General features: G+C 59.8%; 16 protein-coding genes. 8 read left to right on the forward strand and 8 right to left on the reverse strand.

From position 1 onward, the window contains the following. Positions 1 to 20: 20 nt before the first annotated feature. Together CFII64_RS19135 and msrB are read right to left on the reverse strand one after the other, a co-directional pair. Positions 21 to 1,796, reverse strand: a complete 1,776-nt coding sequence (locus CFII64_RS19135) for a cytochrome c biogenesis protein DipZ (RefSeq protein ID WP_044901556.1) — start codon at positions 1,794 to 1,796, stop codon at positions 21 to 23. 35 nt (positions 1,797 to 1,831) lie between these two features. Then, complete coding sequence (gene msrB / locus CFII64_RS19140; protein ID WP_020292477.1) at positions 1,832 to 2,341, reverse strand: peptide-methionine (R)-S-oxide reductase MsrB; 510 nt, start codon at positions 2,339 to 2,341, stop codon at positions 1,832 to 1,834. 151 nt (positions 2,342 to 2,492) lie between these two features. Here msrB and CFII64_RS19145 point away from each other — a divergent pair, with 151 nt between their 5' ends. Both CFII64_RS19145 and CFII64_RS19150 read left to right on the forward strand, forming a co-directional pair. Beyond that, a complete protein-coding gene (locus CFII64_RS19145; RefSeq protein WP_020292478.1) occupies positions 2,493 to 3,209 on the forward strand; it encodes a response regulator transcription factor in 717 nt (238 codons plus the stop codon). Continuing rightward, entirely contained in the window at positions 3,206 to 4,723 is a 1,518-nt protein-coding gene (locus tag CFII64_RS19150) for a HAMP domain-containing sensor histidine kinase (RefSeq protein WP_020292479.1), read from the forward strand. The genes CFII64_RS19145 and CFII64_RS19150 overlap by 4 nt, the downstream gene beginning before the upstream one ends. Before the next feature lie 24 nt (positions 4,724 to 4,747). Here the strand turns inward: CFII64_RS19150 and CFII64_RS19155 are convergent, their stop codons facing one another. The 3 genes from CFII64_RS19155 to CFII64_RS19165 form a co-directional block, all read right to left on the reverse strand. Beyond that, on the reverse strand, positions 4,748 to 5,944 hold the full coding sequence (locus CFII64_RS19155) for a GAF domain-containing sensor histidine kinase (protein WP_044901507.1): 1,197 nt from the start codon (positions 5,942 to 5,944) through the stop codon (positions 4,748 to 4,750). A gap of 112 nt (positions 5,945 to 6,056) precedes the next feature. After that, positions 6,057 to 6,938, reverse strand: a complete 882-nt coding sequence (locus tag CFII64_RS19160; RefSeq protein ID WP_020292481.1) for a phosphate/phosphite/phosphonate ABC transporter substrate-binding protein — start codon at positions 6,936 to 6,938, stop codon at positions 6,057 to 6,059. Beyond that, positions 6,926 to 9,253 (reverse strand): EAL domain-containing protein, encoded by a 2,328-nt coding sequence (locus tag CFII64_RS19165; RefSeq protein ID WP_044901508.1) that lies wholly within the window; start codon positions 9,251 to 9,253, stop codon positions 6,926 to 6,928. The genes CFII64_RS19160 and CFII64_RS19165 overlap by 13 nt, the downstream gene beginning before the upstream one ends. Before the next feature lie 228 nt (positions 9,254 to 9,481). Here CFII64_RS19165 and CFII64_RS19170 point away from each other — a divergent pair, with 228 nt between their 5' ends. Next, positions 9,482 to 9,760, forward strand: coding sequence for a BrnT family toxin (locus tag CFII64_RS19170; protein WP_020292483.1), 279 nt, complete (start codon positions 9,482 to 9,484; stop codon positions 9,758 to 9,760). Next, complete coding sequence (locus tag CFII64_RS19175; RefSeq protein WP_020292484.1) at positions 9,760 to 10,110, forward strand: BrnA antitoxin family protein; 351 nt, start codon at positions 9,760 to 9,762, stop codon at positions 10,108 to 10,110. The genes CFII64_RS19170 and CFII64_RS19175 overlap by 1 nt, the downstream gene beginning before the upstream one ends. Positions 10,111 to 10,188: 78 nt before the next feature. Here the strand turns inward: CFII64_RS19175 and CFII64_RS19180 are convergent, their stop codons facing one another. Beyond that, positions 10,189 to 11,436 (reverse strand): M20/M25/M40 family metallo-hydrolase, encoded by a 1,248-nt coding sequence (locus tag CFII64_RS19180; protein WP_020292485.1) that lies wholly within the window; start codon positions 11,434 to 11,436, stop codon positions 10,189 to 10,191. 167 nt (positions 11,437 to 11,603) lie between these two features. On the opposite strand from CFII64_RS19180, the gene CFII64_RS19185 reads away from it, so the two are divergent. Together CFII64_RS19185 and CFII64_RS19190 are read left to right on the forward strand one after the other, a co-directional pair. Next, positions 11,604 to 12,230, forward strand: a complete 627-nt coding sequence (locus CFII64_RS19185) for a glutathione S-transferase family protein (protein ID WP_020292486.1) — start codon at positions 11,604 to 11,606, stop codon at positions 12,228 to 12,230. A 271-nt stretch (positions 12,231 to 12,501) separates the two neighbouring features. Continuing rightward, entirely contained in the window at positions 12,502 to 14,700 is a 2,199-nt protein-coding gene (locus CFII64_RS19190; RefSeq protein WP_020292487.1) for a TonB-dependent siderophore receptor, read from the forward strand. Between the two features lie 80 nt (positions 14,701 to 14,780). Here CFII64_RS19190 and CFII64_RS19195 read toward each other — a convergent pair whose 3' ends face one another. Both CFII64_RS19195 and CFII64_RS19200 read right to left on the reverse strand, forming a co-directional pair. Next, a complete protein-coding gene (locus tag CFII64_RS19195) occupies positions 14,781 to 20,012 on the reverse strand; it encodes a DUF4011 domain-containing protein (protein ID WP_020292488.1) in 5,232 nt (1,743 codons plus the stop codon). A gap of 129 nt (positions 20,013 to 20,141) precedes the next feature. Next, positions 20,142 to 20,867, reverse strand: coding sequence for a GntR family transcriptional regulator (locus CFII64_RS19200; RefSeq protein WP_020292489.1), 726 nt, complete (start codon positions 20,865 to 20,867; stop codon positions 20,142 to 20,144). Between the two features lie 153 nt (positions 20,868 to 21,020). Between CFII64_RS19200 and CFII64_RS19205 the strand changes: the two genes are divergently transcribed. Both CFII64_RS19205 and CFII64_RS19210 read left to right on the forward strand, forming a co-directional pair. Next, complete coding sequence (locus tag CFII64_RS19205; protein WP_020292490.1) at positions 21,021 to 22,232, forward strand: alanine--glyoxylate aminotransferase family protein; 1,212 nt, start codon at positions 21,021 to 21,023, stop codon at positions 22,230 to 22,232. 107 nt (positions 22,233 to 22,339) lie between these two features. Beyond that, complete coding sequence (locus tag CFII64_RS19210; RefSeq protein WP_020292491.1) at positions 22,340 to 23,638, forward strand: MFS transporter; 1,299 nt, start codon at positions 22,340 to 22,342, stop codon at positions 23,636 to 23,638. The last annotated feature ends 30 nt before the right edge of the window (positions 23,639 to 23,668 follow it).

Consider the following 23,668-nt stretch of genomic DNA (forward strand, 5'->3'; position numbering starts at 1 on the left):
CCTGAATCAATGAATGATGATCAACCGAAAGTAAACGCATACGCCGACACACCCGGATCCAGAAATTCGATGCTGAAAGTCCGGTCCTGCACGGTGCCGGGCTGACGCACCAACTGGTACAAACGTTGTTCGGTCACGCTGCCGCTGCCGTCGGAGGCGACGTCGCTACCGTGAGCGTCACCGGGTGCCTTGCCGTCGATCAGCACCTTGAAGCGCACCGGCTTGCCATCGGCTCCAGGCCCGAGTACCAGATGCAGGTCTCGCGCATGAAAGCGGTAAACAATGCGACTGGCCGGGGCGTCAGCAGTGGCCTGCTCGGCGCCGACATTCCACTTGCCTTCCAGGCTCCAGTCGTTGAGCGCCAGTTGCGGCGCCGGGCTGTAGGTCTTCCCGGTATCCGGCAGCAGGCCTTTGGCAGGGACGAACTGCTCCGCGCGCTGGTAACCGACATAGGTTTCCGGGGATTGCACGTCGTGCATGTCCGCCGCCTGTTGCACACCCTGGGCGTTGGCAGTAATCAGGCCATCGGCAACCTTGGTGGCACCCGCTTCACGCAGCAACTGCTGGATGACCCGTTCCGATTCTGCGTAATCGCCTTCGCCAAAATGGTGATAACGAATGCGGCCCTGGGCATCGGCAAAATAGTGCGCCGGCCAGTATTGGTTGTTGAAAGCACGCCAGATCTTGTAGTCGTTATCGACGGCCACCGGGTAATTGATACCCAAATCTTTCATCGCTTTGCTGACGTTGCCGACATTGCGTTCAAAGGCAAATTCCGGCGCGTGCACGCCAATCACTACCAGCCCCTGATCGCGGTACTTCTCGGCCCAGGCTTTGACATAAGGCAGCGTGCGCAAACAGTTGATGCAGGAGTACGTCCAGAAATCCACCAGCACGACTTTGCCTTTCAACGCCTCGGCGGTCAGCGGCGGCGAATTGAGCCACTGCACGGCACCGTCCAGCGCGGGTAGATTGCCCTCGATCGGCAAGCTGTCCGACGCCTGACTGGCGGCTTTCATCAGGCTCCCGCTGGCCGGGTTCTGCGCCATCATCGCCCCGCTGCTGCCCGGCGATTGACCCGCCAGACGGCCAACCAGTGCCTGTTCGATGCCGCCGGTAGAGGCCGTCGATACCTTGGCCAGAATTCCGGTGTCCAGCCCCAGTGCAATCGCTGCCACGCCAGCCAGCATGGCGACACCCAAGCCTCGTCGTACCCACTCGCCAGCACCGATGGAACGCTTCATCGCCGCGAACACCTTACCGCCCAGCAGCAATGCAACCGCCAGTGAAGTGCAGGCACCTGCGGCGTAAGCCAGCAATAACAAGGTCGTGCCGACACTCGCGCCTTGCAGCGCCGCGCCGGTCAGCACCAGGCCCAGAATCGGCCCGGCGCACGGTGCCCAGAGCAAGCCGGTCGCCACACCAATCAGAAATGACGCACCGGGACGCGGCCGGGGATCGTTGCCCGCAGCTTCGGACAGCCGACCGCCGACCGCCACCAGTGGCCGGGTCAGGCGTTCGGCCAGTTTTGGCAGCACCAGCGTCAGGCCGAACAAGGCGACGAACAGCAGCGCCAGCCAGCGCCCGTATTGATTGACCTGCACCACCCAACCGCCGCCTACCGCTGCCAGCGTGGCAACCAGGGCGAAGGTCAGCGCCATGCCGGCCAGCAACGGCAAGCCGCTTTTCATGAACGGCTGCCCGGTGCGGGCGAACACAAACGGCAGTACCGGCAGAATGCACGGACTGACAATCGTCAGCACGCCGCCGAGATAAGCAAGGATCAGGAGCCACATAAGTTCGACCTGCATAAAATGAATGAAAAAACGATTCAAACCGCCTGGGGTTTGAAGTTCATCGCCACGCCGTTCATGCAGTAGCGCAAGCCGGTGGGTTTGGGTCCGTCGCGGAACACGTGACCCAAATGGCCGCCGCAACGCGCGCAATGCACTTCATCGCGTGATACCCCGAAAGACCGGTCGGTCTGAACCGCCACAGCCTTGTCCAGTGGCTGCCAGAAACTAGGCCAGCCGGTATGGCTGTCGAACTTGGTCGCGGAGGAAAACAACGGCAGATCGCAACCGGCACAGACAAAAACACCGTCACGATGCTCGTCGTTCAGCGGGCTGCTGTAAGGTCGCTCGGTGTCCTGTTCGCGCAGCACTTGATATTGCTCGGCGCTGAGCAAGGCGCGCCATTGCGCATCGCTGCGGGTTACCTCGAACACCTGGGCTGCGCTGGCGTCATCGACCAGCATCGGGAAGCGGCTCGACACGCCGACCGCCAATGCTGCAAGGCCTGCCCCGCCGCTCACTATCAGAAACCGCCGCCGTGAAAACATAATCTTCTCCGAAACATCCAGGTGGATGGCATGGAACCCAGCTTAGGGGCGCAGTGATCGCCAAATCCTCACGCGAAGTTAAACAATTCGTGATAACTCGCGCCGTGGAAAACCCGCACAATGGGGCCATTGCGCTGAAGGATTGAATTCAATGGAACAGACCAAGCGGGTTCTCGTGGTCGAGGACGACGTGCATATCGCCGACCTGATTTGCCTGCATCTACGCGATGAGCAGTTTGAAGTCGTGCACTGCGCCGATGGCGATGAAGGCATGCGTCTAGTGCAGCAAGGCAACTGGGACGCGTTGATCCTCGACCTGATGCTGCCCGGCGTCGATGGCCTGGAAATCTGCCGCCGCGCCCGCGCCATGGCCCGCTACACGCCGATCATCATCACCAGCGCGCGGTCCAGCGAGCTGCATCGGATTCTCGGCCTGGAGCTGGGCGCCGACGATTACCTGGCCAAACCGTTTTCCATGCTCGAACTGGTGGCGCGGGTCAAAGCGCTGCTGCGGCGCGTGGACGCCATGGCTCGCAACCTGAAGATGGACGCCGGCAGCCTGATCACTGGCGGGCTCAATATCGACCCGATTACCCGTGATGTATCCCTGGACGGTCGGCGTCTGGAACTCACCCCTCGGGAGTTCGACTTGTTGTATTTCTTCGCCCGTCAGCCCGGCAAGGTGTTCTCGCGCATGGACCTGCTCAACGCGGTATGGGGCTATAGCCACGAAGGCTACGAACACACGGTCAATACCCACATCAATCGCCTGCGCGCGAAAATCGAAGCCGATCCCGCACAACCGGCGCGCATCCTGACGGTATGGGGCCGAGGCTATAAATTTGCCGCTGCGGAGGAACAGCCATGAGGCTGACGCTGACCAAACGCCTGTCGTTGGTGTTCGCCGTATTGCTGCTGGTGTGCTGCGGCACGTCCGCGTGGATGCAGGTGCGCGCCAACCGGATGCATGAACTGGAAGTGGTGCAAGGGCTGTCGCGAGATCTGGCGCAACACATTGCCCGCGATACCGTGCTGATGGACAGCAAAGGCATGATGCCGGGCGCGGTCCGCGACCTGTTCAGCAAGCTGATGCTGGTCAACCCCAGTGTCGAAGTCTATCTGCTTGATACGGCCGGGCGGGTCGTCGGCAGCGCATCGCCCGAGGGCCGGATTCGCCGGGACAGGATCGATCTGGCCCCCGTCCACCGTTTACTGCAAGGCGATGCCCTGCCCATACTCGGTGACGACCCGCGCAGTGATCAGGCGCGCAAGGTGTTCAGCGCCGCGCCGCTGACCGTGGATGGCAAACCGGCAGGCTATCTCTACGTGGTGCTGCTCAGTGAAGAACATGACCGCCTGGCCGAGCGCGGCGCCACCAGCGCGGCGCTCAATACCGCTTTGCTGTCCATCGGACTGGTCGCGCTGTTGTGCCTGATCGCCGGCCTCACGGCGTTCGCTCTGATCACCCGACCGTTGCGGCGCCTCACCGAAACCGTCAGCCAGTTCGATATCGATGGCGCTCCGGCCGCACCGCCGGTAGCAGCACCCGTCGACCACGCCGCCAGTCACGATGAAATAGCGGTGCTCGACGCCGCGTTCCGGCAAATGCAGGCACGCCTCAGTGCGCAATGGAGTTCGTTGACTCGCCAGGATCAGGAACGCCGCGAATTGGTTGCAAATATCTCCCACGACCTGCGCACCCCGCTGGCTTCGCTGCATGGCTATCTGGAAACCTTGTCGCTCAAGGATGCAACCTTGTCTCCCGCTGATCGCCGACGCTATCTGGGCATTGCCCTGGATCAGAGCCGCAAGGTCGGCGGCCTGGCGCAATCGTTGCTGGAACTGGTGCGGCTGGAGCATGGTTTTGTGCAGCCAGTGCTGGAACGTTTCCCGCTGACCGATCTGGTGCAGGACATTTTCCAGAAATTCGAACTGAACGCCGAGGCGCGGCGCGTCGAACTCAAGGCTTCCTTTGCCCCCAACGTCGCTGCGGCCTGCGCTGACCTGGGGCTGATCGAGCGAGTCCTGACCAACCTGGTCGACAACGCCCTGCGCCACACGCCTGAAGGTGGGGAGATCGAGCTCAGCCTGCGCCCGCAAGGCGCCTTTATCGAAGTCACCGTCAGCGACACCGGCCCCGGTATTGCCGCTGAGCTGCGCGAAGGCCTGTTCCTGCGCCCGTTCAACATCGGCGGCTCACGTCGCGATGGCGGTCTGGGGTTGCGTATCGTGCACCGCATCCTGCAATTGCACGGACGTGATATTCAGTTGGTCGATGTGCCCGGACGCGGCGCGACGTTCCGTTTCTCCCTGCCGGTGGATCAGCAAACAGCGGAACAATGGGCGGTGCGCTCGATGAATCTGAACTCGCCGGGAAACTAGCTAAATGTTTCAATCAGGCGGGTTTTAAACCACCCACCTGATCTTCGCCGGGAATCGGGCGACAAATGCTGTTCCCGCCTCCACAGTCGACGTCACGCTGAGGCTGCCGCCGTGTGCGCTGACAATCTGCGAGGCGATGTACAGCCCCAGGCCCAGCCCTTCCCCGCGCTGGCCTGCTTGCGAACGGGTAAACGGTTCGAACAGCAACGGCATCAGTTGCGTTGGAATCGGCGGCCCTTGGTTGACCACGCAGATCACGACCTCATCATTATCCGAATAGGCCCGAACCTCGACGGATGTTCCGTTTGCCCCATGAGTCACTGCGTTGCCGAGCAGGTTTGACAGCAATTGCGTGATACGCAACGCGTCACAGTAGATACCCGCGGGCAGGTCCAGTGAATGATCCAGGATTGCCAATGGGTGCGAGGCCTGGACTTCATCCAGCGTCAACTTGAGTATGTGCCCCAGATCGTCGACCAGTTGGCGCTTGACGGGAATGCCACCACCCATCCGTCCACGGGCGAAATCCAGGACATTCTCGATCAGGACGCCCATGCGTACCGAGCTGTTGCGGATGGCTGAAATCAGATTGAGTGAGCGCTTTTCCGTTGTTTTGCTTTGCAACAGGTCCGCGCTCATCCGGATTGCGCTCAAGGGCGTGCGCAAGTCGTGGCCCAGCACAGCAATGAACTGGTCGCGCAGCATGCCGGTTTCATTGGCGTTGACCAATGCCGCCTGGGTCGCTTCCAGGTTGCTCTGGGTATCGAGGCTCATGGCAATCAACTGAGCGAACAGTGTGAGGGTCTTGACGATGGCGGGCGATTCAAGATTTGCCGGCACCGAATCAATCGCACATAACGTACCGAAGAACTCACCGTTGCCTTTGATGATCGGGATGGAAATATAACTCTCCAGCCCATACAGCTTGGGGGTGTGGTGTGACGAGAAAATCGGATGCGCGCTGGCATGTCCGAAGATCACCGGCTTTTGGTGCTGCCGGATTTCATGACAAATGGTCGACTCCAGCACCAGTTCGCCACCGGGTTCCAAGCCGAAATTGATTGAGTCATCGACGGCACACGCCACCCAGCTTTTTTCGGTGACCCTGGCGACAGCGGCGAAACGCATGCCGGTCAGGTGTTTGACCATGCTCAAAATGACCGGAACAGCCTCAATAGAGCCGACGGCTTCAATATCAACGGAGAATTCAGATCTGGGCATCGGTCAGCGGGTAAAGTGAACGGGGTGGCAAAGATTATCGTGAAACCTGTAGAGACGTCTAAACAAAGGTGATCGCGATCATCTGAAACACAGCCACTGCCAACGTTTTACCTCATGGAGTAATCGGCTTCTGTCGCATCAACTGCAGCAGTGGTTCGTATTCCGCATGGCTGGCAGGGACGATACCGGAAGCGTCCTGAGCTTTCAGAAAAGCTGCAAGGCCCTGCTGATCGTTCAGCATCGCGGCGCGAATTCGCTCTTTCAGCAACGGACACAGGCTGCCGCCGAACACGTACGGATCGTAGTAGATCGGCGTCGAGCGCCACAGCACGTTGAACGTGTCGCGCGTGATTCGCCCGCTGTTGAGGTATGCGTCAACCCGCACGCTGGCCACAAATGCCGCGTCTACCCTGCCGTCCAGCAGCGCATCCAGAGATTTGTCGTGGGAGCCTGAATACACCACAGAGCTGAAAAACCGGGTCAGCGGCAGCCCCGCTTGGGCCGAAAATTCGGCGTTGGGCACGACACTGCCTGAAGTGCTCGCCGGGTCGCTCAGGGCAACCTGAGTGCCGCGCAATCCCTCAAGGCTGCTGGCGTCCTGGCGACGCGTCAGCAGCAGCGACTGATAATGATGCCCGGCAGGGGTGAAGTAGCCGGGGCTTATGGTCAGGCTGGCAAACGGCTCGATGCGCGGGTCGCGCTGGCGCGCGAGGATGTAGGACGCCGGTCCAAGCCAGGCAATGTCGACGCCACCGGAGACAATTGCATCGATCACGCTTTCATAGGAAGAAGCCGGGACGATTTCCACCGGAATGCCCAGCGCAGTGCTCAGCCGCGTCAGCAACGGCTGATACTCCAGCACCAGGACGTCCACGGTCTTGTTGGTCTTGGGGATGATTGCGAAGCGCAGACTCTGTTGATCGCACTCGGCATGAGCCAGGGTGCCGGACAGCAGCGATATCAGCAGAACACTTAAAGCAATTACTGCGCGCATGCTTTTTCCATCGCATTGGTAAAGGGGGGATATTCATCGAGCTGGGCCGAAGACAGCGGTCGACTGAAGTGATAGCCCTGAACCATGTCGCAGCCGGCCAGCTTCAGGCAAATGACCTGCTCGCGGGTTTCCACGCCTTCGGCAACCACTTCCAGCCCCAGGCGTTTGGCCAGAATGATGGTCGAGGCGACGATGGGATTGTCGTCCGGGCTGTTGGACAGCGGCGCAATCACCGCGCGATCAATCTTCAACTTGGTCAGCGGCAGCGATTGCAGATGGGCGAAACCGGCATAACCCTGGCCAAAGTCGTCCAGGCTGATGGCCAGGCCTGCGGCACGCAGGGATCTCAGGTGCTCGATGCCCTGCCCTTCATGATCCAGCACCGAGGTCTCGGTAATTTCCAGCTCCAGTTGCTGCGGCTCGATGTCGTAGCGTTCAAGTTCGCTGAGGAGCTTTTGGCTGAAGTCAGCCTGGCGCAGTTGTAGCGCCGAGATATTGATTGCCAGTCGTGCGCGATTGCCCTGTGCCTGCCAGCGCTCCAGATCTTCACACGCCAGACGCAGCACTTCCCAGCCGAGGGCGATGATGAAACCGCTGCGTTCAGCCAGGGAGATAAACCGATCCGGATAGAGCAATCCAAAGTCGGGGTGCTGCCAGCGCACCAATGCCTCGTAGCTTTCCACGAGCATGGAGTCCAGGCGGATCTGCGGCTGGTAGTGAAGCACAAACTGGCGCTCGCTCAACGCCCCGGCGAAGGCCTGCTCCAGGGTGAACTCCTTGATGTCTGCGACGTTGAGCGAAGGATCAAAGTACCGATATTGTCCGCGCCCCGCTCTTTTCGCCGAATACATCGCCGCATCAGCGCAGCGGATCATGCCCTCGACGTCCTGACCGTCGCGTGGACAAATACTCACGCCGACACTGGGACTGGTGCTGAGCTCATGTTCTTCCAGGGAATATACTGCTGAAAGCTTGTCCACCAGCATGCGAGCCCAGGCGTCGATCTGTTCTTCGCTTCGCTCTCCGGCCAACAGTACGACAAATTCGTCGCCACCAAAGCGCGCCGCTGCGTCGCATGGCTCCAGCAAGCGACTGATGCGTCCGGCAATCGCCTGCAACAGCAAATCACCGGTTCGATGACCGAGGGAATCATTGATCGATTTGAAGCGGTCCATATCGATGAACAGAATCGCCAGCAACTGCCGTTTGCCACGCTGTCGGGTCAGCACCTGTGTGGCAACCTCCATGAACTGGCGCCGGTTGTGCAGACCGCTCAAGTGGTCTGTGGCGGCAGCATGGCTGCTGCGCCGGTGCTCTTCCTCCAGCCGGGTAATCAGGTCCTGGTTGATCTGCTGGGCCTGTTCCAATGCCGCGAACGCTTCCTGACGTCTGTTCAAAACGCGCAGGGTCCAGATCAGGCTGCCCAGAATGAACAGCGTCATACAGAGATTCAGCCAGAGCTGCCGCTCATAGGTGAGTTGCGCTGGAGCAAGGATTTCGTCGCGCTCTTGACTGACGATGACGCTGAAACCGCGCTGTGAAGTGCGCCGATACAGGCTCTGGAATTGCGCGCTGGAGGAATATTGGCTGATTTCCCCGGATTCACTGCCGCTGCTCGGCAATTGCGGGCTGAGGACCGCGCCGGAAACCACAACGCCGCTGCTGGTCAGCCGCAAGCGCTCGTGGCCGCCGCTATCGAGCAGACGCATCATGCCGCTGCGTCCCAGATCAATGTGCTCGAAGAGTGCCGCCAAATAGCCGATATCCAGCTGTACCAGGAGGATGCTGTCGAGCTCCCGCATCGAAGGATCGGCCAATGGCAACAGGAACGGCAGGCGCCAGCTCGGCGGTGCGGATTCGTTGGGTGAGTCGGACAAGCCCGGCAGGTAGGGCTTGAGGCCGTTGCGATCAATGTGACGTTGCAGTTGCGCCAGCCAATCCCCGGACAGTTGCTGTGGCTCGTCAACATGAGTGCCGGAAAGCAGGCGGCCATCGCGGCTGTACAGGCTCATGCGTTTAAGCACAGGGTCTTCGGCAAGCATGCGCACCAAACCCCAACTGCGTTGGTCCCGGTCTTCAATATCGCTGCGCGCAACCTTGCCGATGGCCTGGGCGCGGTCGACCAACTGGCGCAGGTTTTCTGCGGCTATCGTGGCCAGGTTCAAATGTTCGGCGGCCTTGGCTGCCAGCGCTTCGTCACGGGAAGTAGCTTTCTGCTGGAAAAACAGCCCCCACAGAAATACCAGCGTGGCCACACACAGCATCACCAGGAGCAGTCGCAACAGGCTCAGCGAGGAAGAAAACAGGCGCATCACTACGATTCTTCCAGCCGCGAGAAAGCGCCAAATTACTCCCGGTATGTAACGGAATTATTACAGTCGGACTCATGCTGCTGCCAAGCCTGATCCGGATCGACTTTCGAACCGAAAGCCCGCTGCTACGCCCGTCGCAGTCGCTACATACTTACTGCCTGCTCATCGGCCCAGGCCTTCATTCTTCCTGCTCACGCCGCACACTTTGAATATACATATCGAATATGCATAATGATTTTCAGAATCCAGTTTGACCCTGCCAAAGCCCGAAAAAACCTGCTTAAACACAAGGTTCGCCTCGCTGATGCAGAAACCGTTTTGTACGACGAGCATGCACTGACAGTAGAAGACAACGATCACGACGAACCGCGCTGGATCACCATTGGAGACAGCGGTACGGGGCAGATTCTGGTGGTGGCGTACACCTATCGAGATCCGAACTTCATCAGATTGATCTCAGCCAGGAAGGCTAGCGCCCACGAAATCAATCTTTACAAAGGCAATGACTGATGAAAGAGCATTACGACTTTAGCAACGCCAAACGCGGACCGGTTGCACCCGTCAAGGGCAAGCGCCGCATCACGATTATGCTGGACGATGTGGTGCTTCAGGCGGCGCGGGAACGTGCCGACGAGCAAGGTATCGGCTACCAGACACTGATCAATGGATTGTTACGGCAGATGTTGAAGGTTGATAGCAAACATGAGGCAACAGAAAAACGCCTGCTGAGTACGGGGGAGGAATTGAGCGTGACCGCTTTCAATCGCCGTGAAGTTGAAGCACTGGAGGCTCAGCTAAACAGCATGGCCAGCTCACTTCATGAGCTTTTAAGCGATCACAGAAAAGTCTCGTCGACCTGAGACATAGTGGCCAAGGCCCAGCCAGCCGCGTGGGGCTGACCAGGCTCAAGCGTTCCACACCTGATGAAACCCTCGAAATTACGGCGCGGCATCTTCCTGAGACAACTGCGTAATCAACGCCACGGTCAGGTAAAGCCTCGGAGCAATGCTCGACAGTTCGATGTATTCATCATCGGCGTGCAAGCCGGCACCGACGACGCCCATGGTTTCCAGCACAGCCGGTTTGGCGCTGTCCGGCACGTAGGCATAGCCTGCATCGGTGCCAAAACGCATGGCGATCGGCTCAATGTTGTGACCGATTTCGCCATAAAGCGCCTGGGCGGTTTTTGCCAGCTGCTCGGAGCCCGGATTTTTCGCCAGAGGTGGGCGGCCTTTTTCCAGGCGCAACGTCACTTCAGTGCCATCAATGAGTTTTTTTGCCACGATGCGTTGGGCGTCGGCAAGTACCCGGTCGGTTTCACTCAGGTCGGAGTAACGCATATCAGCCTCGGCCGCGGCGCTGGATGGAATGATGTTGCGTTTCTCACCGCCTTTGATCAGCGTCCAGTTGACCGTGGTGCCTTTGGCCGGATCGCCCAGATCCTTGAGCTGCAACATCTGGTGCGCCAGTTCCATGGCCGCATTGTGCCCGGCTTCAGGCGCGGAACCGGCGTGAGATGACTTGCCCTTCACGTCGAGAATCAGACCGTTGATGCCGTTGGTGGCGACGGTGACCGCGTCTCGGTCCGGCGGCTCGTACGAGAACACATAGTCGTGCTGGCGGGCCAGTTCGGCGATTATTTTCTTCGAACCGGCGGACCCCGTTTCCTCATCCGGGTTGAACAGCACCGTGAGGGTGCCGAAATCCGTGAATTTCTGCTCCTGCAGCAGTCGCAATGAATGCAGAATCATCGCCACCCCGCCTTTGGCGTCAGCTACGCCAGGACCGTAGGCCCGCTCGCCGTCAACTTTGAACGGACGTTTCGCAGCCGTACCGGGCCCGAACACCGTGTCGTAGTGGACCATCAGCAGAAAGTTCTTGTTGCCCGTGCCTTTGAGGGTGCCGACGATGTTGTCACCCGCGGATGGAGTCGCAGGCGTCGTGGTGACTTCAGCTCCCAAGGCTTTGAGCCGCTCGACCAACACTGCGCTGACGGTTTTCAAGCCCGGCGCCTGGCCGGTTCCGGTATCAATGTCCACCAGCTGTTTGACGGTCGCAAGATAAGACTTTTGTTCAGCCTCGGCTTTTTTCAGCAATTGAGCCGGCGCCAGGTCGTTAGCGAACGCCGTACAGGACAACAATGAAAACGCGAGCGCGGCGGCGATGGGTGAGCGTCGAATAAGCATGCTGGTTCCTTCAGATCATTGCGAATTGAAGCCCCATCTTTACCCATCGATCCCCTCAATGCCACCCACTGCTGCGCGCGCAGACGCAACCGTTCAAAAAATACCGGGCACTCGTCGCCACTCGTGCAGTCTGCTTAAGACACTTAAAACTTGTCGCTGGAGACCTCATGATCACCGTCCACCACCTCAACAACTCCCGCTCGCAACGCATTCTCTGGTTACTGGAGGAGTTGGGCCTGCCCTACGAGATCAAACGCTACCAGCGTGATCCGAAAACCAATCTCGCCCCGCCGGAACTCAAGGCCATTAACCCGCTCGGCAAGTCCCCGGTGCTCGAAGACGGTCCCCATGTACTGATCGAGTCAGGTGCCATCGTCGACTACCTGATCCGCCGTCACGGCAATGGCGCATTGCAACCGGACCCTGCGTCCGCCACCTACGACGAGTACGTTCAGTGGCTGCACTTTGCCGAAGGCTCGGCAATATTGCCGCTGATGCTCAACCTCTACGTCGGTCGCCTGGGTGATGCGGGTGCGCCGCTGCTGCCGCGCATCAACTCGGAACTGGATAATTACCTCGGCTACCTGAACACCGCCCTGGGCCTGACGCCGTATCTGGTCGGTGAAGCACTGAGCGGCGCCGACATCCAGATGAGCTTCATCGGCGAGTTCGCCAAAGCCCAGGGCAAAGTTGGCCCGTACCCGCATCTGGCGGCTTGGGTAGAGCGGTTTCAGGCGCGACCGGCCTACAAAAAGGCGATCAGCCGGGGCGGCGAGTACGCGTTCGCGAAGTAAGCGGGCAAGATTCCCCCACCTCTAACCGACACCCGTTGCAGCGGGCGGCGTTCCGACTTGCCCGCGAATCAGACGTCTCGGTAGCCCTGCTCTACCGCGTTCGTTCTTCGCGGGCGAGCCTCGCTCCAACGAGCGTTGTTTGAGAAATGTGAAAATTTCGTTATTGACTGATAACAATTTGCAATCACGCCTGATAGTATTTGCGCCTAAGAATCAGTCGTATTGCCATGGAGGCACTTCACCATTTTCCTGCACTTCAGGTATTCGCCCCATGGTCTTCGCATTTCCGTCGCGCCCAACCCTGCTCGCACTCTGCTGTTCCGTCAGCTTCATGGCCCACGCCGCCGCTCCGGTGGAACTCGGCGCTACTGATGTCAACGCCGAAGCGGTCAAGGCCAATTCGAACACGCTGCCTGAAACCTTCGCTGGCGGTCAGGTAGCACGAGGCGGGCAAATGGGTGTGCTGGGCAACCAGGACAACATGAATGTGCCGTTTGTCATGACCAGCTACACCTCGAAGCTGATCGAAGACCAACAAGCTGAAGACGTGGGCGACGTACTGCTCAACGATCCGTCGGTGCGCCAATCCTATGGTTTCGGTAACCAGGCTCAGGTCTTCGTGATTCGCGGCCTGCCGCTGAATGGCGATGATATTTCCTACAACGGGCTGTATGGCGTACTGCCACGCCAGATTCTCTCCACCGACGCCATCGAACGCGTTGAAGTGTTCAAAGGCCCGAATGCCTTCATCAATGGTGTGAGCCCGACCGGCAGCGGCCTGGGCGGCGGCGTCAATCTGCAACCCAAGCGCGCTGGCGACACACCTACTCGTCGTTATACCCAGGACATCAGCTCCGACGGTCGGATCGGCGAGCATCTGGACCTCGGCCAGCGCTTCGGCGATGACAACCGCTTCGGCGCACGCGTCAACCTCAGCCAGCGTGAAGGTGAAACGGCGGTCAACGATCAGGATCAACGCACCAAGCTGTTCGTCGCCGGCCTGGACTATCGCGGCGACAAGTTCCGTGTGTCTTCAGATTTCGGTTATCAAAAACAGCGCGTCAACCATTTGCGCAACACCGTGCAGCTGGGCACTGCGACCAGTATTCCGACCGCGCCTGACGCCAGCCATAACTATGGCCAAAGCTGGACCTACACCGAAACCGAAGACACCTTCGGCATGATGCGCGGCGACTGGGATCTGAACGACAGCTGGACGGCCTACCTCGCCGGTGGCGTCAAGCACACCCGCGAAACCGGGGTTTACGGCACGCCAGCGCTGGTGGGCAATACCGGCACCGCTACCATCAGCGGCTCGGAAATTCCGCACAATGAAAACAACACCAGCTTTAGCACTGGCCTGAATGGCCGATTCCAGACGGGCCCGATCAGCCATCAGATCGCGATTGGCGCTTCGACTATCTGGACCGAGCAGGAAAACGCCTACACGTTTTATCGACCTACCGTTGGCAATACCAATATCTACAACGCGAACAAACTGGCGAAGCCCACCGACGGCTACTTGACCGGCGGCGACATGGGCGATCCTGGCGTCACGGGCAAAACCCGCAACCGCAGCTTCGCGGTCTCCGATACTCTGGGCCTGTTCGACGACAGCCTGCTGCTCACCTACGGCGTGCGTCGCCAGCAACTGCGCGTGGAAAACTACCTGTACGACGGCAGCACCTTTAACGGCGTGGCCAACCCCGCCAACGACGGCAGCCGCAGCTCGATCTATGACGAGGCCATCACCACGCCGGTGTACGGCATTGTCTACAAGCCTACCGATATCATTTCGCTGTACGCCAACCGCATCGAAGGTCTGGCCAAAGGGCCCGTCGCATCCGGCACCAACATCACCAACCTGGGAGAAGCCTTCCCGCCGGGTCGCACCAAGCAACTGGAAGCCGGCATCAAGCTGGACATGCAGACCTTCGGCGCCAATCTGGGTGTGTTCCGCATCGAGCGCCCTACCGACGGCTTCGTCGATGCCGCCAGCCGCCTGTATGTGCGTGACGGAGAGCAGGTCAACAAAGGCATTGAGTTGAGCGTGTTTGGCGAGCCGATTGAAGGCCTGCGTTTGATGGCTGGCGGCACGCGGATGACCTCCGAGCTGAAAAACACCTCCGGCGGCCTCAACGACGGCAACCACGCGATTGGCGTGCCGACCTTCCAGCTCAACGCCAGCGCAGACTGGGATATCCCCGGCCTGGAGGGCGCAGCGCTTAACGCCCGGATGCTGCGCACTGGCGGCCAGTACGCGGATCAGGCCAACAACCTGAGCTTGCCAACCTGGAACCGCTTCGACGCGGGTGCACGTTACAAGATGCGGGTTGAACAAAAAGACCTGACCTTGCGCGTGAACGTGGAAAACATCACCGACAAGAACTACTGGGCTTCCGCCAACGGCGGTTATCTGACTCAGGGCGAACCGCGTCTGGTGAAATTCTCGGGCACTATCGACTTCTGATTCACCCGATCCGTGCAGACTGCGCAGGACCGGCTTTAGCCGGGAGATTGATCTCCCGGCTAACGCCGGTCCTGCGCAAATCATAGCGTTCCGGCGGGTTCCACGTTGACCTCCAGTGGCTCAGGAAAATCAACGTGCTGCGCGACCGGCACCGCCCTCGATTGCTCCAGCAGATCGCTCAACTCCGCATGCAACCGTTGCAAAGCGCCTTCCTTGTCGACCCACCAATCGGTGGACCACAAACGCAGCAGACTCCAGCCCAAACCGCGCAGAATCGCCCCGCGCACCTTGTCGCGGTCGCGGGCAGTCGCGGCGCTGTGATAGGTCGCCCCGTCGCATTCGACACCCGCCAGGTAATCGCCCGGACGGTCGGGATGAACAATCCCCAGATCAATGCGGAAACGTGACACGCCGATCTGTGGCACCACTTGCCAGCCCATCCTGCGTAACCCTTGCGCCACTGCCTCCTCGAAAGGCGAATCGTAACCGCCCACCGAACCCTGCACTGCCTCGGCCAACGCCCTCGGACCACGCTGGGCGAATTCAATGAAGTGCTTGAGATCACGCACCGCGCGAGCGTTGGTGCGGTTGAGATCGATCATCGACGGATCGAACGACGAAAACACCAGCATCTCGCGACGTGAACGGGTAATGGCGACGTTAAGCCGACGCCAGCCGCCGTCCTTGTTCAGAGGCCCGAAGTTCATCGACATCACTGGCGCACCCGGTTCGGTAGGCCCGTAACCGATGCCGAGCATGATCAAATCGCGCTCGTCGCCCTGCACGGTTTCCAGATTCTTCACCACAACCGGCTCAGTCTGGCTGTCCTGAAAGAAGGGTTCGATCTGCGGGTATTGCTGACGGGCCGCGTCCATCAGGTCGTTGATGAGCTTCTGCTGATCGGAGTTAAGGGTAATGATGCCGATTGAATAACCTGCGGCAATGAACGCCGGATCAGTCAGACGCTTGACCGTTTCCTGAACAATGGCCTCGGCTTCCACCTGATTGCAACGCCCTTTTCCCTTGGCGTAAACGCCTTCGACACGCCGCCATTCGACCGCGCTGGCCCGGGTTTCAGCGGCCGGAAAGGTGATCAGGCTGCTGTCGTAATACCGGTGATTGGAAAACGCGATCAGGCTTTCATGGCGACTGCGGTAGTGCCAGCTGAGACTGTGACTCGGCACGCCGGCACCCAGGCATTCGTCGAGAATGCTTTCCATATCTTCGGCCGTGTCGTCGTCTTCGGCATTGGCACTGCGGTTGAAGAAGTTGGTGGGCGGCATCTGGCGCGGGTCACCAGCAATGATCACCTGTTTGCCCCGCGCGATGGAGCCGATAGCGTCCCAAGGCGCGATCTGCGACGCTTCGTCAAAGATCACCAGATCAAACGGCGGCTGATCGGCCGGCAGGAACTGGGCAATCGACAGCGGACTCATGAGCATGCACGGCGCCAGACGGTTCAGCGCATCGCCCATCTCGATGGCCAGCTGACGCACTGGTTTATGCCGCCGGGATTTCTGCAGCTCATGCTTGAGAATGGCAAAACCACTGTTCTTGGCAATGTCGTTCTTCGACGGAATGAGGCCGCACAGCTTTGCGCGAATGTAACGTACGGTGAGCGTTGCCAGCTCGTCGTCCAGACGATTGAAAGTGGCGATATCGCTCATGTGCTCGGCAGCGACGAAGGTTCTCAGCAAGGGTTCGGCGTCGATGCCCACGGTGGCGAACCAGCGGGAATACGCCGTAACAAATGTCTCCTCGATGGTCGACGGCGGCAGACTGCCCTGCTCCAGCGCCTGAGCCAACGGTGCCAGACCTGCTCCGCCCGCCTGCTCGCGGACCCGGCACCAGTCGCACCACGCCTTGAGCTGTCCTTCCAGCTGCGCAATAGCGGCGCAGGTCGCACGAAGCTCGGCAACGTTCGGCAGCATTTCGCTACCGGTGGCAGCCAGTTCGGCAAATAGCCGAGCGGCGGCATCATAACGGGCCACGGCTTGCTGCAATGTCGCCAGCGCCGCAGCGATCTGGCCGCCCACGCCGAGCATGTCATTGGCCTCGATCACCAGCCGTGCGACGGCACTGCGCAACGCGATCAACTGCTCGGGTGATTCCACCAGCGCCCTGAGCCGGGCACGCAAACTTTCCGCCAGCACCACGGCCTTGAGCGTGCGGGCGCTGTCGCTGGCCAGTCCGTTCCAGCCGGGAATCGATTGTAATTCGGGCGCCAGACCGTCCAGCTCCAGCAGTTGCGCCTGCAAACGTTCCAGGATCAGCAGATCGCCCGGGACGTCCGGCAAACCCGCAGCACCACCCACCGAGGCCAGCTGCGTAGCGACCTTCTTCCTGGCGAGATTGGCAAAGAACCAGAACTTGCCCTCAGCCTCGTGCCAGTCCCTGCGCAGCGACTCGACCGGCACCCGGCGACAGGCTTCGTCGGCGTAGTTCAACGACAGACTCTCCTCCAGCTCGCGGTAATCGGCGAGCAGCTGGCAGGCATGCCGGGCCGCTTCGATTCGCGCAGTGGCGTCTGGAGCAAAGGCGAAGGAAAGGTTCAGGCCATGGCACTCAACGAGCAGACCGGTCAGCTCATTAAGCTGTTGCAGGTCCGCCACTTCGGTCACCGGCAGCGGCAAGTGCATCAGCGCCAGCACTCTTTCAGCAGCGCTGATCAGTGCATCAAGCGCCTGGGGCAGTTCGCGGGCAGCGCTGACGATCTGCGCTTGCCAGGCGTTCGACCATTGAGTCTGCTTCAGCACGCCGAATTTGCCCGACAAGTCTCGCGCAGCGGCGCCATTCAGCCCCAGACGGCGGGCGAGATCCAGCAAGCCAGCATACTGGTCAGCATCGTGTTCAATACCTGCCGACCATCCAAGGTGCGGCGTTGCGGGGCTATGGTCGCGCACGACACGACCGATAGCCTGATGCAGGGACAGGCCGTTCGACCAGCGTCGATGCAACACTTCGACCATTTGATTGAGTCGCGAACGCAGCGTCTGCAATCGGTCGGCCTCACGTTGCCACTCCTCGGCGCTCAAGGCGTCGCGTACATCCCAGGCGCGGTCCAGTTGCTTGAGCACCTCGACCTTCGACGCTTTGCTTGAATGCAGCTCCAGGCAAAACTCGCCCAGACCTTTCTCGGCCAGCCGGCGATACACCACGTCGAGCGCTGCACGCTTTTCCGCCACGAATAACACGCGGCGACCGAGGGCCAGGTTGTGGGCGATCATGTTGGCAATGGTCTGGGATTTGCCGGTACCGGGCGGGCCGTCGAGCACGAAGCTGTGTTGACCCGCAGAAGCCACCACTGCCGAGAGCTGCGACGAGTCTGCCGCCAGCGGGGTAAACAGCTGTGCCGGTGTCACGGTCGCGTCGAGCTGCTCGGGACGCGGAAACTCATCGGCGCCGGCAAACGCTTCGCCGCCCGCATCGCGCTCCAGCAAGTGCCGGACCAGCGGGCTTTGCAGCAGTTGTGCGGCATTGGCGTTGAGGTCTTTCCACATCAGGTATTTGGCGAACGAAAAGGTGCCAAGCACCAGTTCAGTACTGACTTCAAACCCTGGCACATCGCGCACGGCGCGGCGCACTTTATTCCAGATGCCCTCGACATCGATGCCGCTGTCGTCGCTCGGTAAATCACCGTCCAGCCCCGCAATGACCAGCTCGAAATCGTGGCGCAGCAGCTCCAGCAACGTCAGGTTGAAGCGCGGTTCTTCGTCCAGCAAGCTCAGGGTGACCCCCGACAAGGCGCTTTTGCGTTCCAGTTTGACCGGCAGCAAAATCAGCGGCGCGGAGTAGGTTTTCGGGTCGTCGGCACTTTTTTTCCACTTGAGAAAACCGATTGCCAGAAACAGCGTGTTGGCACCGCCCTCCTCCAGATCGCTGCGCGCTTTGCGGAACAGATCAATCAAGGTCGCTTCGAGCCTGGGTTTTTCCAGACTGGCGAGCACTTCACCACGGGCCAGCGCCTGACGTGCGACTTCGTCGACCAGACTTGCATGATTCTGCTGTTCGTACAGCGCGGTATCACGGCCACTGCTGTTCAGGTCCGGCACGGCCAGGACGCGAATGCGCTGCCCGCTGGACAGCAAATCTTCCAGAGCCGCCGGATCAGGGCATAACAAACGCACGCCTTTGGCGCTGTCCGGCAGGTGCAGCAAGCGATTGCGGGTGGTGAGGTCGAGCAGCTTGCGCTGCCAGAGCGTCAGCTTGCCAGCTGGCCCATCGCTGCTGTCGTTGATTTCCACATCGAAACCAGGCAATAGCGGCGCTTCTTCCAGGCTTTCAACAGCCGGGGGCGCCTCATCCGCCTCTGCTGGCGAATGCGGGCCGGGGGCCAGGGCTATCGGGCGAATCTTCTGCATCCGCGCGCGATGCAGGTCGATGGCCATGATGAACTGTTCATCATCCAGTTGCCGCTCAGCAGCGGCGACTGCCTGACTGAAACCCGGCGCCGGAGCCTGAGTCGCCAGAGTGGTTTCGAACACCACCAGTTCTTTCAAGTCCAGACGTTTGCGCACCGCCGACGCCTCGTCGGTCAACAACTGCGAAAATTCCTGAGGCTGCAGCCAGACACCCGCGAAAGCGTGGCCTTTGGTCAGGATCAGCAAGGCATTCAACCCGGCCTGTTCCAAAGCGGCGGCAAACAGCAACGCGGTGTCCAGACAGGTCGCCACGCCATTTTCGAGGATCATGCCCGGCGGCCGGATTCTTTGGCCCTGCTGCTCGAAACTGGCGGGAGGCAGCGCGTAGCTCAGCTTGAACCCGCAGACTGCAGACCATATTGCAGAGGCCAGTTCCCAGGTCCGGGTACGCGACTTGCTTTCATAGCCGTCGATGCCGTCTTTCTTGCCGGCGCGGCGCAATACCTGCGAAGCGGCTTTGAGCACCCGGTCGACCGCCGGATCATTGGGCATGCAGAACGCGGCCAGCAACTCAGGCATGGCGCTGAGACCGCCCCACTCGGTGCGCGCCAGCAGTTCAGTGGCAAAGCGTTGTTCGACGACCAGTTCGTCGCCCCGCGACAAGCGCAGCACGACTTCGGCGCCAAGGCTTTCCGTTAGGCCAGCCAGGTAACCGGCGTTGAGCTTGATATCGCGTTCGTTGATGCTCAGACGATCGCCGGGATTCAAGCGATCGATGTTCCAGGTCCGGGTCTCGACAAAAGCCGGATCAGTGCCGAGGCTCAGCACCAGATCCTCAAAAGGTTGTTCGCTCTGGTTCCAGAGGCTCAGTTCACGTACCAGCGGCACGGCGTTCTGGTGGGAGGCGAAGCCGATCTTGCGGGCGATCAGCGCCTCAATCTTGATGCTCATTCATGGGCTCCTCGAGCGGCCTGCGCTCACCCCCTACCGGGAGGGGGCGAGAAAAAGACGCCTATAGTCCATGACTGTTTGATGTTTTGAAATGATTTATCCCGCAGTGCAGATGAAATCTGCCCAACGTTAACGGCGAATAGAGTCCGGATGTTCGGAATCGTCGCGCACCATCAGCATCAGAGCGTCGCGTTTCTCCAGGAGATGGTGACGCAGAATGCTACTCAGGCGTTTGCCATCGCGCACTTGCAAGGCCTCGATCATTTCTTCGTGATCGTGCAATGCCCTTTCCCACTTCGGCGCCTGTTGGTTGGACAGAAAACGCAGCGCATGGATGCGACGGTTCAAGGACAGGTACACCTGACGCAGCGCCGAATTGCGTGCCGCGAGGTTGATCAGATCGTGAATCGCACGATTGCGCTGATAGTAGCCCGGCAGGTCATTCTGGTTCTTGCTGACCACCATGGCGTAATGCAGCGCTTTGATCTCATCCAGTTCTTCAGGTGTGATGCGCTCACAGGCCAGCTCACCGGCGAAGGCTTCGATGCCGCTCATCAACTCGAAGGTTTCGCGAATCTCCAGTTCCGACATGCGCGCGACACTGGCACCGCGATTCGGATTGATCTCGATAAGGCCTTCCACCGCGAGCACCTTGAGCGCCTCACGTAACGGCGTCCGGGAAATGCCCAGGGTTTCGCACAGTTCGCGCTCATTGAGTTTTCTGCCGGGTGGTAGCACGCCCTCAGTGATGAAACTGCGCAGGTGCTCCACGACTGTGTCGTGCAAGCGTTGGCGTTCGACCTTGACCATCGGCCGAGGACTGCCAAGCTCGACCAGACCCTCAATATTTTGCATGCAAAATCCTCATCTGCATCGCTTGAGCGCGACGCCTTATTCGATATCAGCGCGACTAATGGCGAATATTAGCCCAAATATCGCGTTTGACACAGCAGGAAGGCGTGCTAACGTATTTTGAATTCAAAATACAAAAACAAGAAGGAGTCATTCATGCTGAAGCTTGATTACCATCCCGCCGGCCGTCACTTCCTGCAAATCCCTGGGCCCAGCCCGGTCCCGGATCGCATTCTGCGCGCCATGAGCTATCCCACTATCGACCATCGCGGCCCGGAATTCGGCGAGCTGGGTCTTAAAGTGCTGGACGGCATCAAACAGATTTTCAAGACTCGTCAACCGGTGGTGATTTACCCCGCGTCCGGTACCGGCGCCTGGGAAGCCGCGCTGTGCAATACGCTGAGCGCAGGCGATCAGGTGTTGATGTTCGAAACCGGTCACTTCGCGACGCTCTGGCAGAAAATGGCGTTGAGTCTGGGCCTCAAACCGCAATTCATCGGGCATCCGGGCATCGAAGGCTGGCGCGGCGGTGTCGATGCGCAAATGATCGAGACGCACCTGCGCGCGGACAGCAGTCACGCCATCAAGGCGGTTTGCGTCGTGCATAACGAAACCAGCACCGGCGTTACCTCCGATATCGCCGCCGTGCGCAAGGCCATTGACGCCGCCGGGCACCCGGCGCTGCTGTTGGTGGACACCATTTCCGGCCTTGGCTCGGTCGACTACCGCCACGATGAATGGGGCGTCGATGTCACCGTGTCCGGATCGCAAAAAGGCCTGATGCTGCCGCCGGGCATCAGTTTCAATGCGGTCTCCCCCAAAGCACTGGAAGCCAGCAAAACTGCAGGCTTGCCCCGCAGCTTCTGGGCCTGGGACGAAATCATCGAGATGAACAAAACCGGCTACTGGCCGTACACCCCCAACACCAACCTGTTGTATGGCTTGTCCGAAGCCTTGGACATGATCCTGGGTGAAGGCCTGGAAAACGTATTCATCCGCCACAACCGGCTGGCCCAGGCGTGCCGCACTGCCGTGAATGCCTGGGGCCTGGAAATCCAGTGCGCCGATCCAGCGGTGTACAGCCCGGTGCTCACCGGCGTGATGACCCCGGAAGGCATCGATGCCGACGTCGTGCGCAAGATCATCTACGAGCGCTTCGATATGTCGCTGGGAACGGGTCTGGGCAAGATGAAAGGCCGCATGTTCCGTATTGGTCACTTGGGCGACTGCAATGATCTGATGCTGATGGCAACCCTCACCGGCTGCGAAATGGGCCTGCAAATGGCCGGGATCAAGCTGCAATCCAGTGGTGTATTGGCGGCCATGGATTATCTCGGAGGGCAATCCGTACCGTTGCGGCGCGAATGATGTGAAAGGGGCTGCGGTCACTTAAACGCCGCAGCTCCTCGATATGACTCAACTATCCCGAATCATCGCGTTAGTCAGCGATAACAATAAGAAACTGGAGATAGATCATGAAGTTTTTACGTCTGCGCCCCACCACGGTGGTGCTGTTCATGCTGTGCGCCATGTACTTCATTACTTACCTGGACCGCGTCAACGTCAGTACGGCGGCGGTCGGTTTCGGCAAGGAATTCAACCTCACCAAAACGGAGATTGGCATTGTCTTCTCCGCGTTTGCCTACCCCTACCTGGTGTTTCAAATCATCGGCGGCTGGGTCAGTGACCGTTTCGGCGCGAAACGGACGCTGATTTTCTGCGGTTTGATCTGGGCCGGAGCCACGGTTCTGACCGGACTGGCCGGTGGTTTCATCTCGCTGATCGTGGCCCGCGTGCTGTTGGGCCTCGGCGAGGGTGCGACTTTCCCCGCCGCCACCGCAGCAATGTCACGCTGGGTGCCCAAGGAGAAACGCGGATTTGCCCAAGGCATCACGCATGCATTCGCCCGTCTTGGCAATGCCGTGGCGCCGGCGGCAATGATCGCGGTCATGGCGACTTATGGCTGGCGGGAATCGTTTTATGTGTGCGCCGGGATCAGCTTTGTCTGGGTAATCCTCTGGGCCGTGGTCTTCACTGAACTGCCAAAGGACCATCCACGCATTTCGAAACAAGAGCTGGATGTGTTGCCGGCCCCCAAGGTGAAAAGCACGGTTCCGCTGGCCTGGGGACGACTGTTCAAGCGCATGGCACCCGTGACGATCGTGTATTTCTGCTATGGCTGGACCTTGTGGTTGCTGCTCAGTTGGGTACCGATGTACTTCATGAACATGGGCCTGGATCTGAAAAATACCGCGATTTTCTCCTCGACGGTGTTCTTCGGCGGCGTGGTGGGCGATACCTTGGGCGGCATCGTCAGCGATCGCATCTACGCTCGCACCAAAGACCTCAACAAGGCGCGCAGTCGGATGGTCGCCATCTGCCTGACGCTAACGCTGATTTCCCTGATCCCGTTGATGTTCACCAAGGACATGCACGTGTCCCTGGCTTGTCTGGCCATGGGCTTTTTCTTCTCCGAGATGACGATTGGGCCAATGTGGGCTATCCCGATGGACATTGCGCCTGACCATTGCGGTACGGCCAGCGGCATGATGAACACCGGTTCGGCCATGGCTGCTATTGTCAGCCCCGTGGCAGCAGGCTTGTTGATCGACAAGTTCGGCAACTGGCAGCTACCCTTCCTGGTCAGCATCGTTCTGCTGGCGATTGGGGTGATTCTGTCGTTCCGCATGAAACCGCAGAACAAATTCGAGTATGCGAAACCTTCGACCCCGCTGACGCCCGATCCGCAAGCTTCGACCATCATCAGCAAATAACCGGTAGCCAGCCTCCGCCTGCGGGCGGGG

Origin of the sequence: Pseudomonas sp. CFII64 (assembly GCF_000416235.1) — a bacterium.
In the GTDB taxonomy this organism is placed as follows: Bacteria; Pseudomonadota; Gammaproteobacteria; order Pseudomonadales; family Pseudomonadaceae; genus Aquipseudomonas.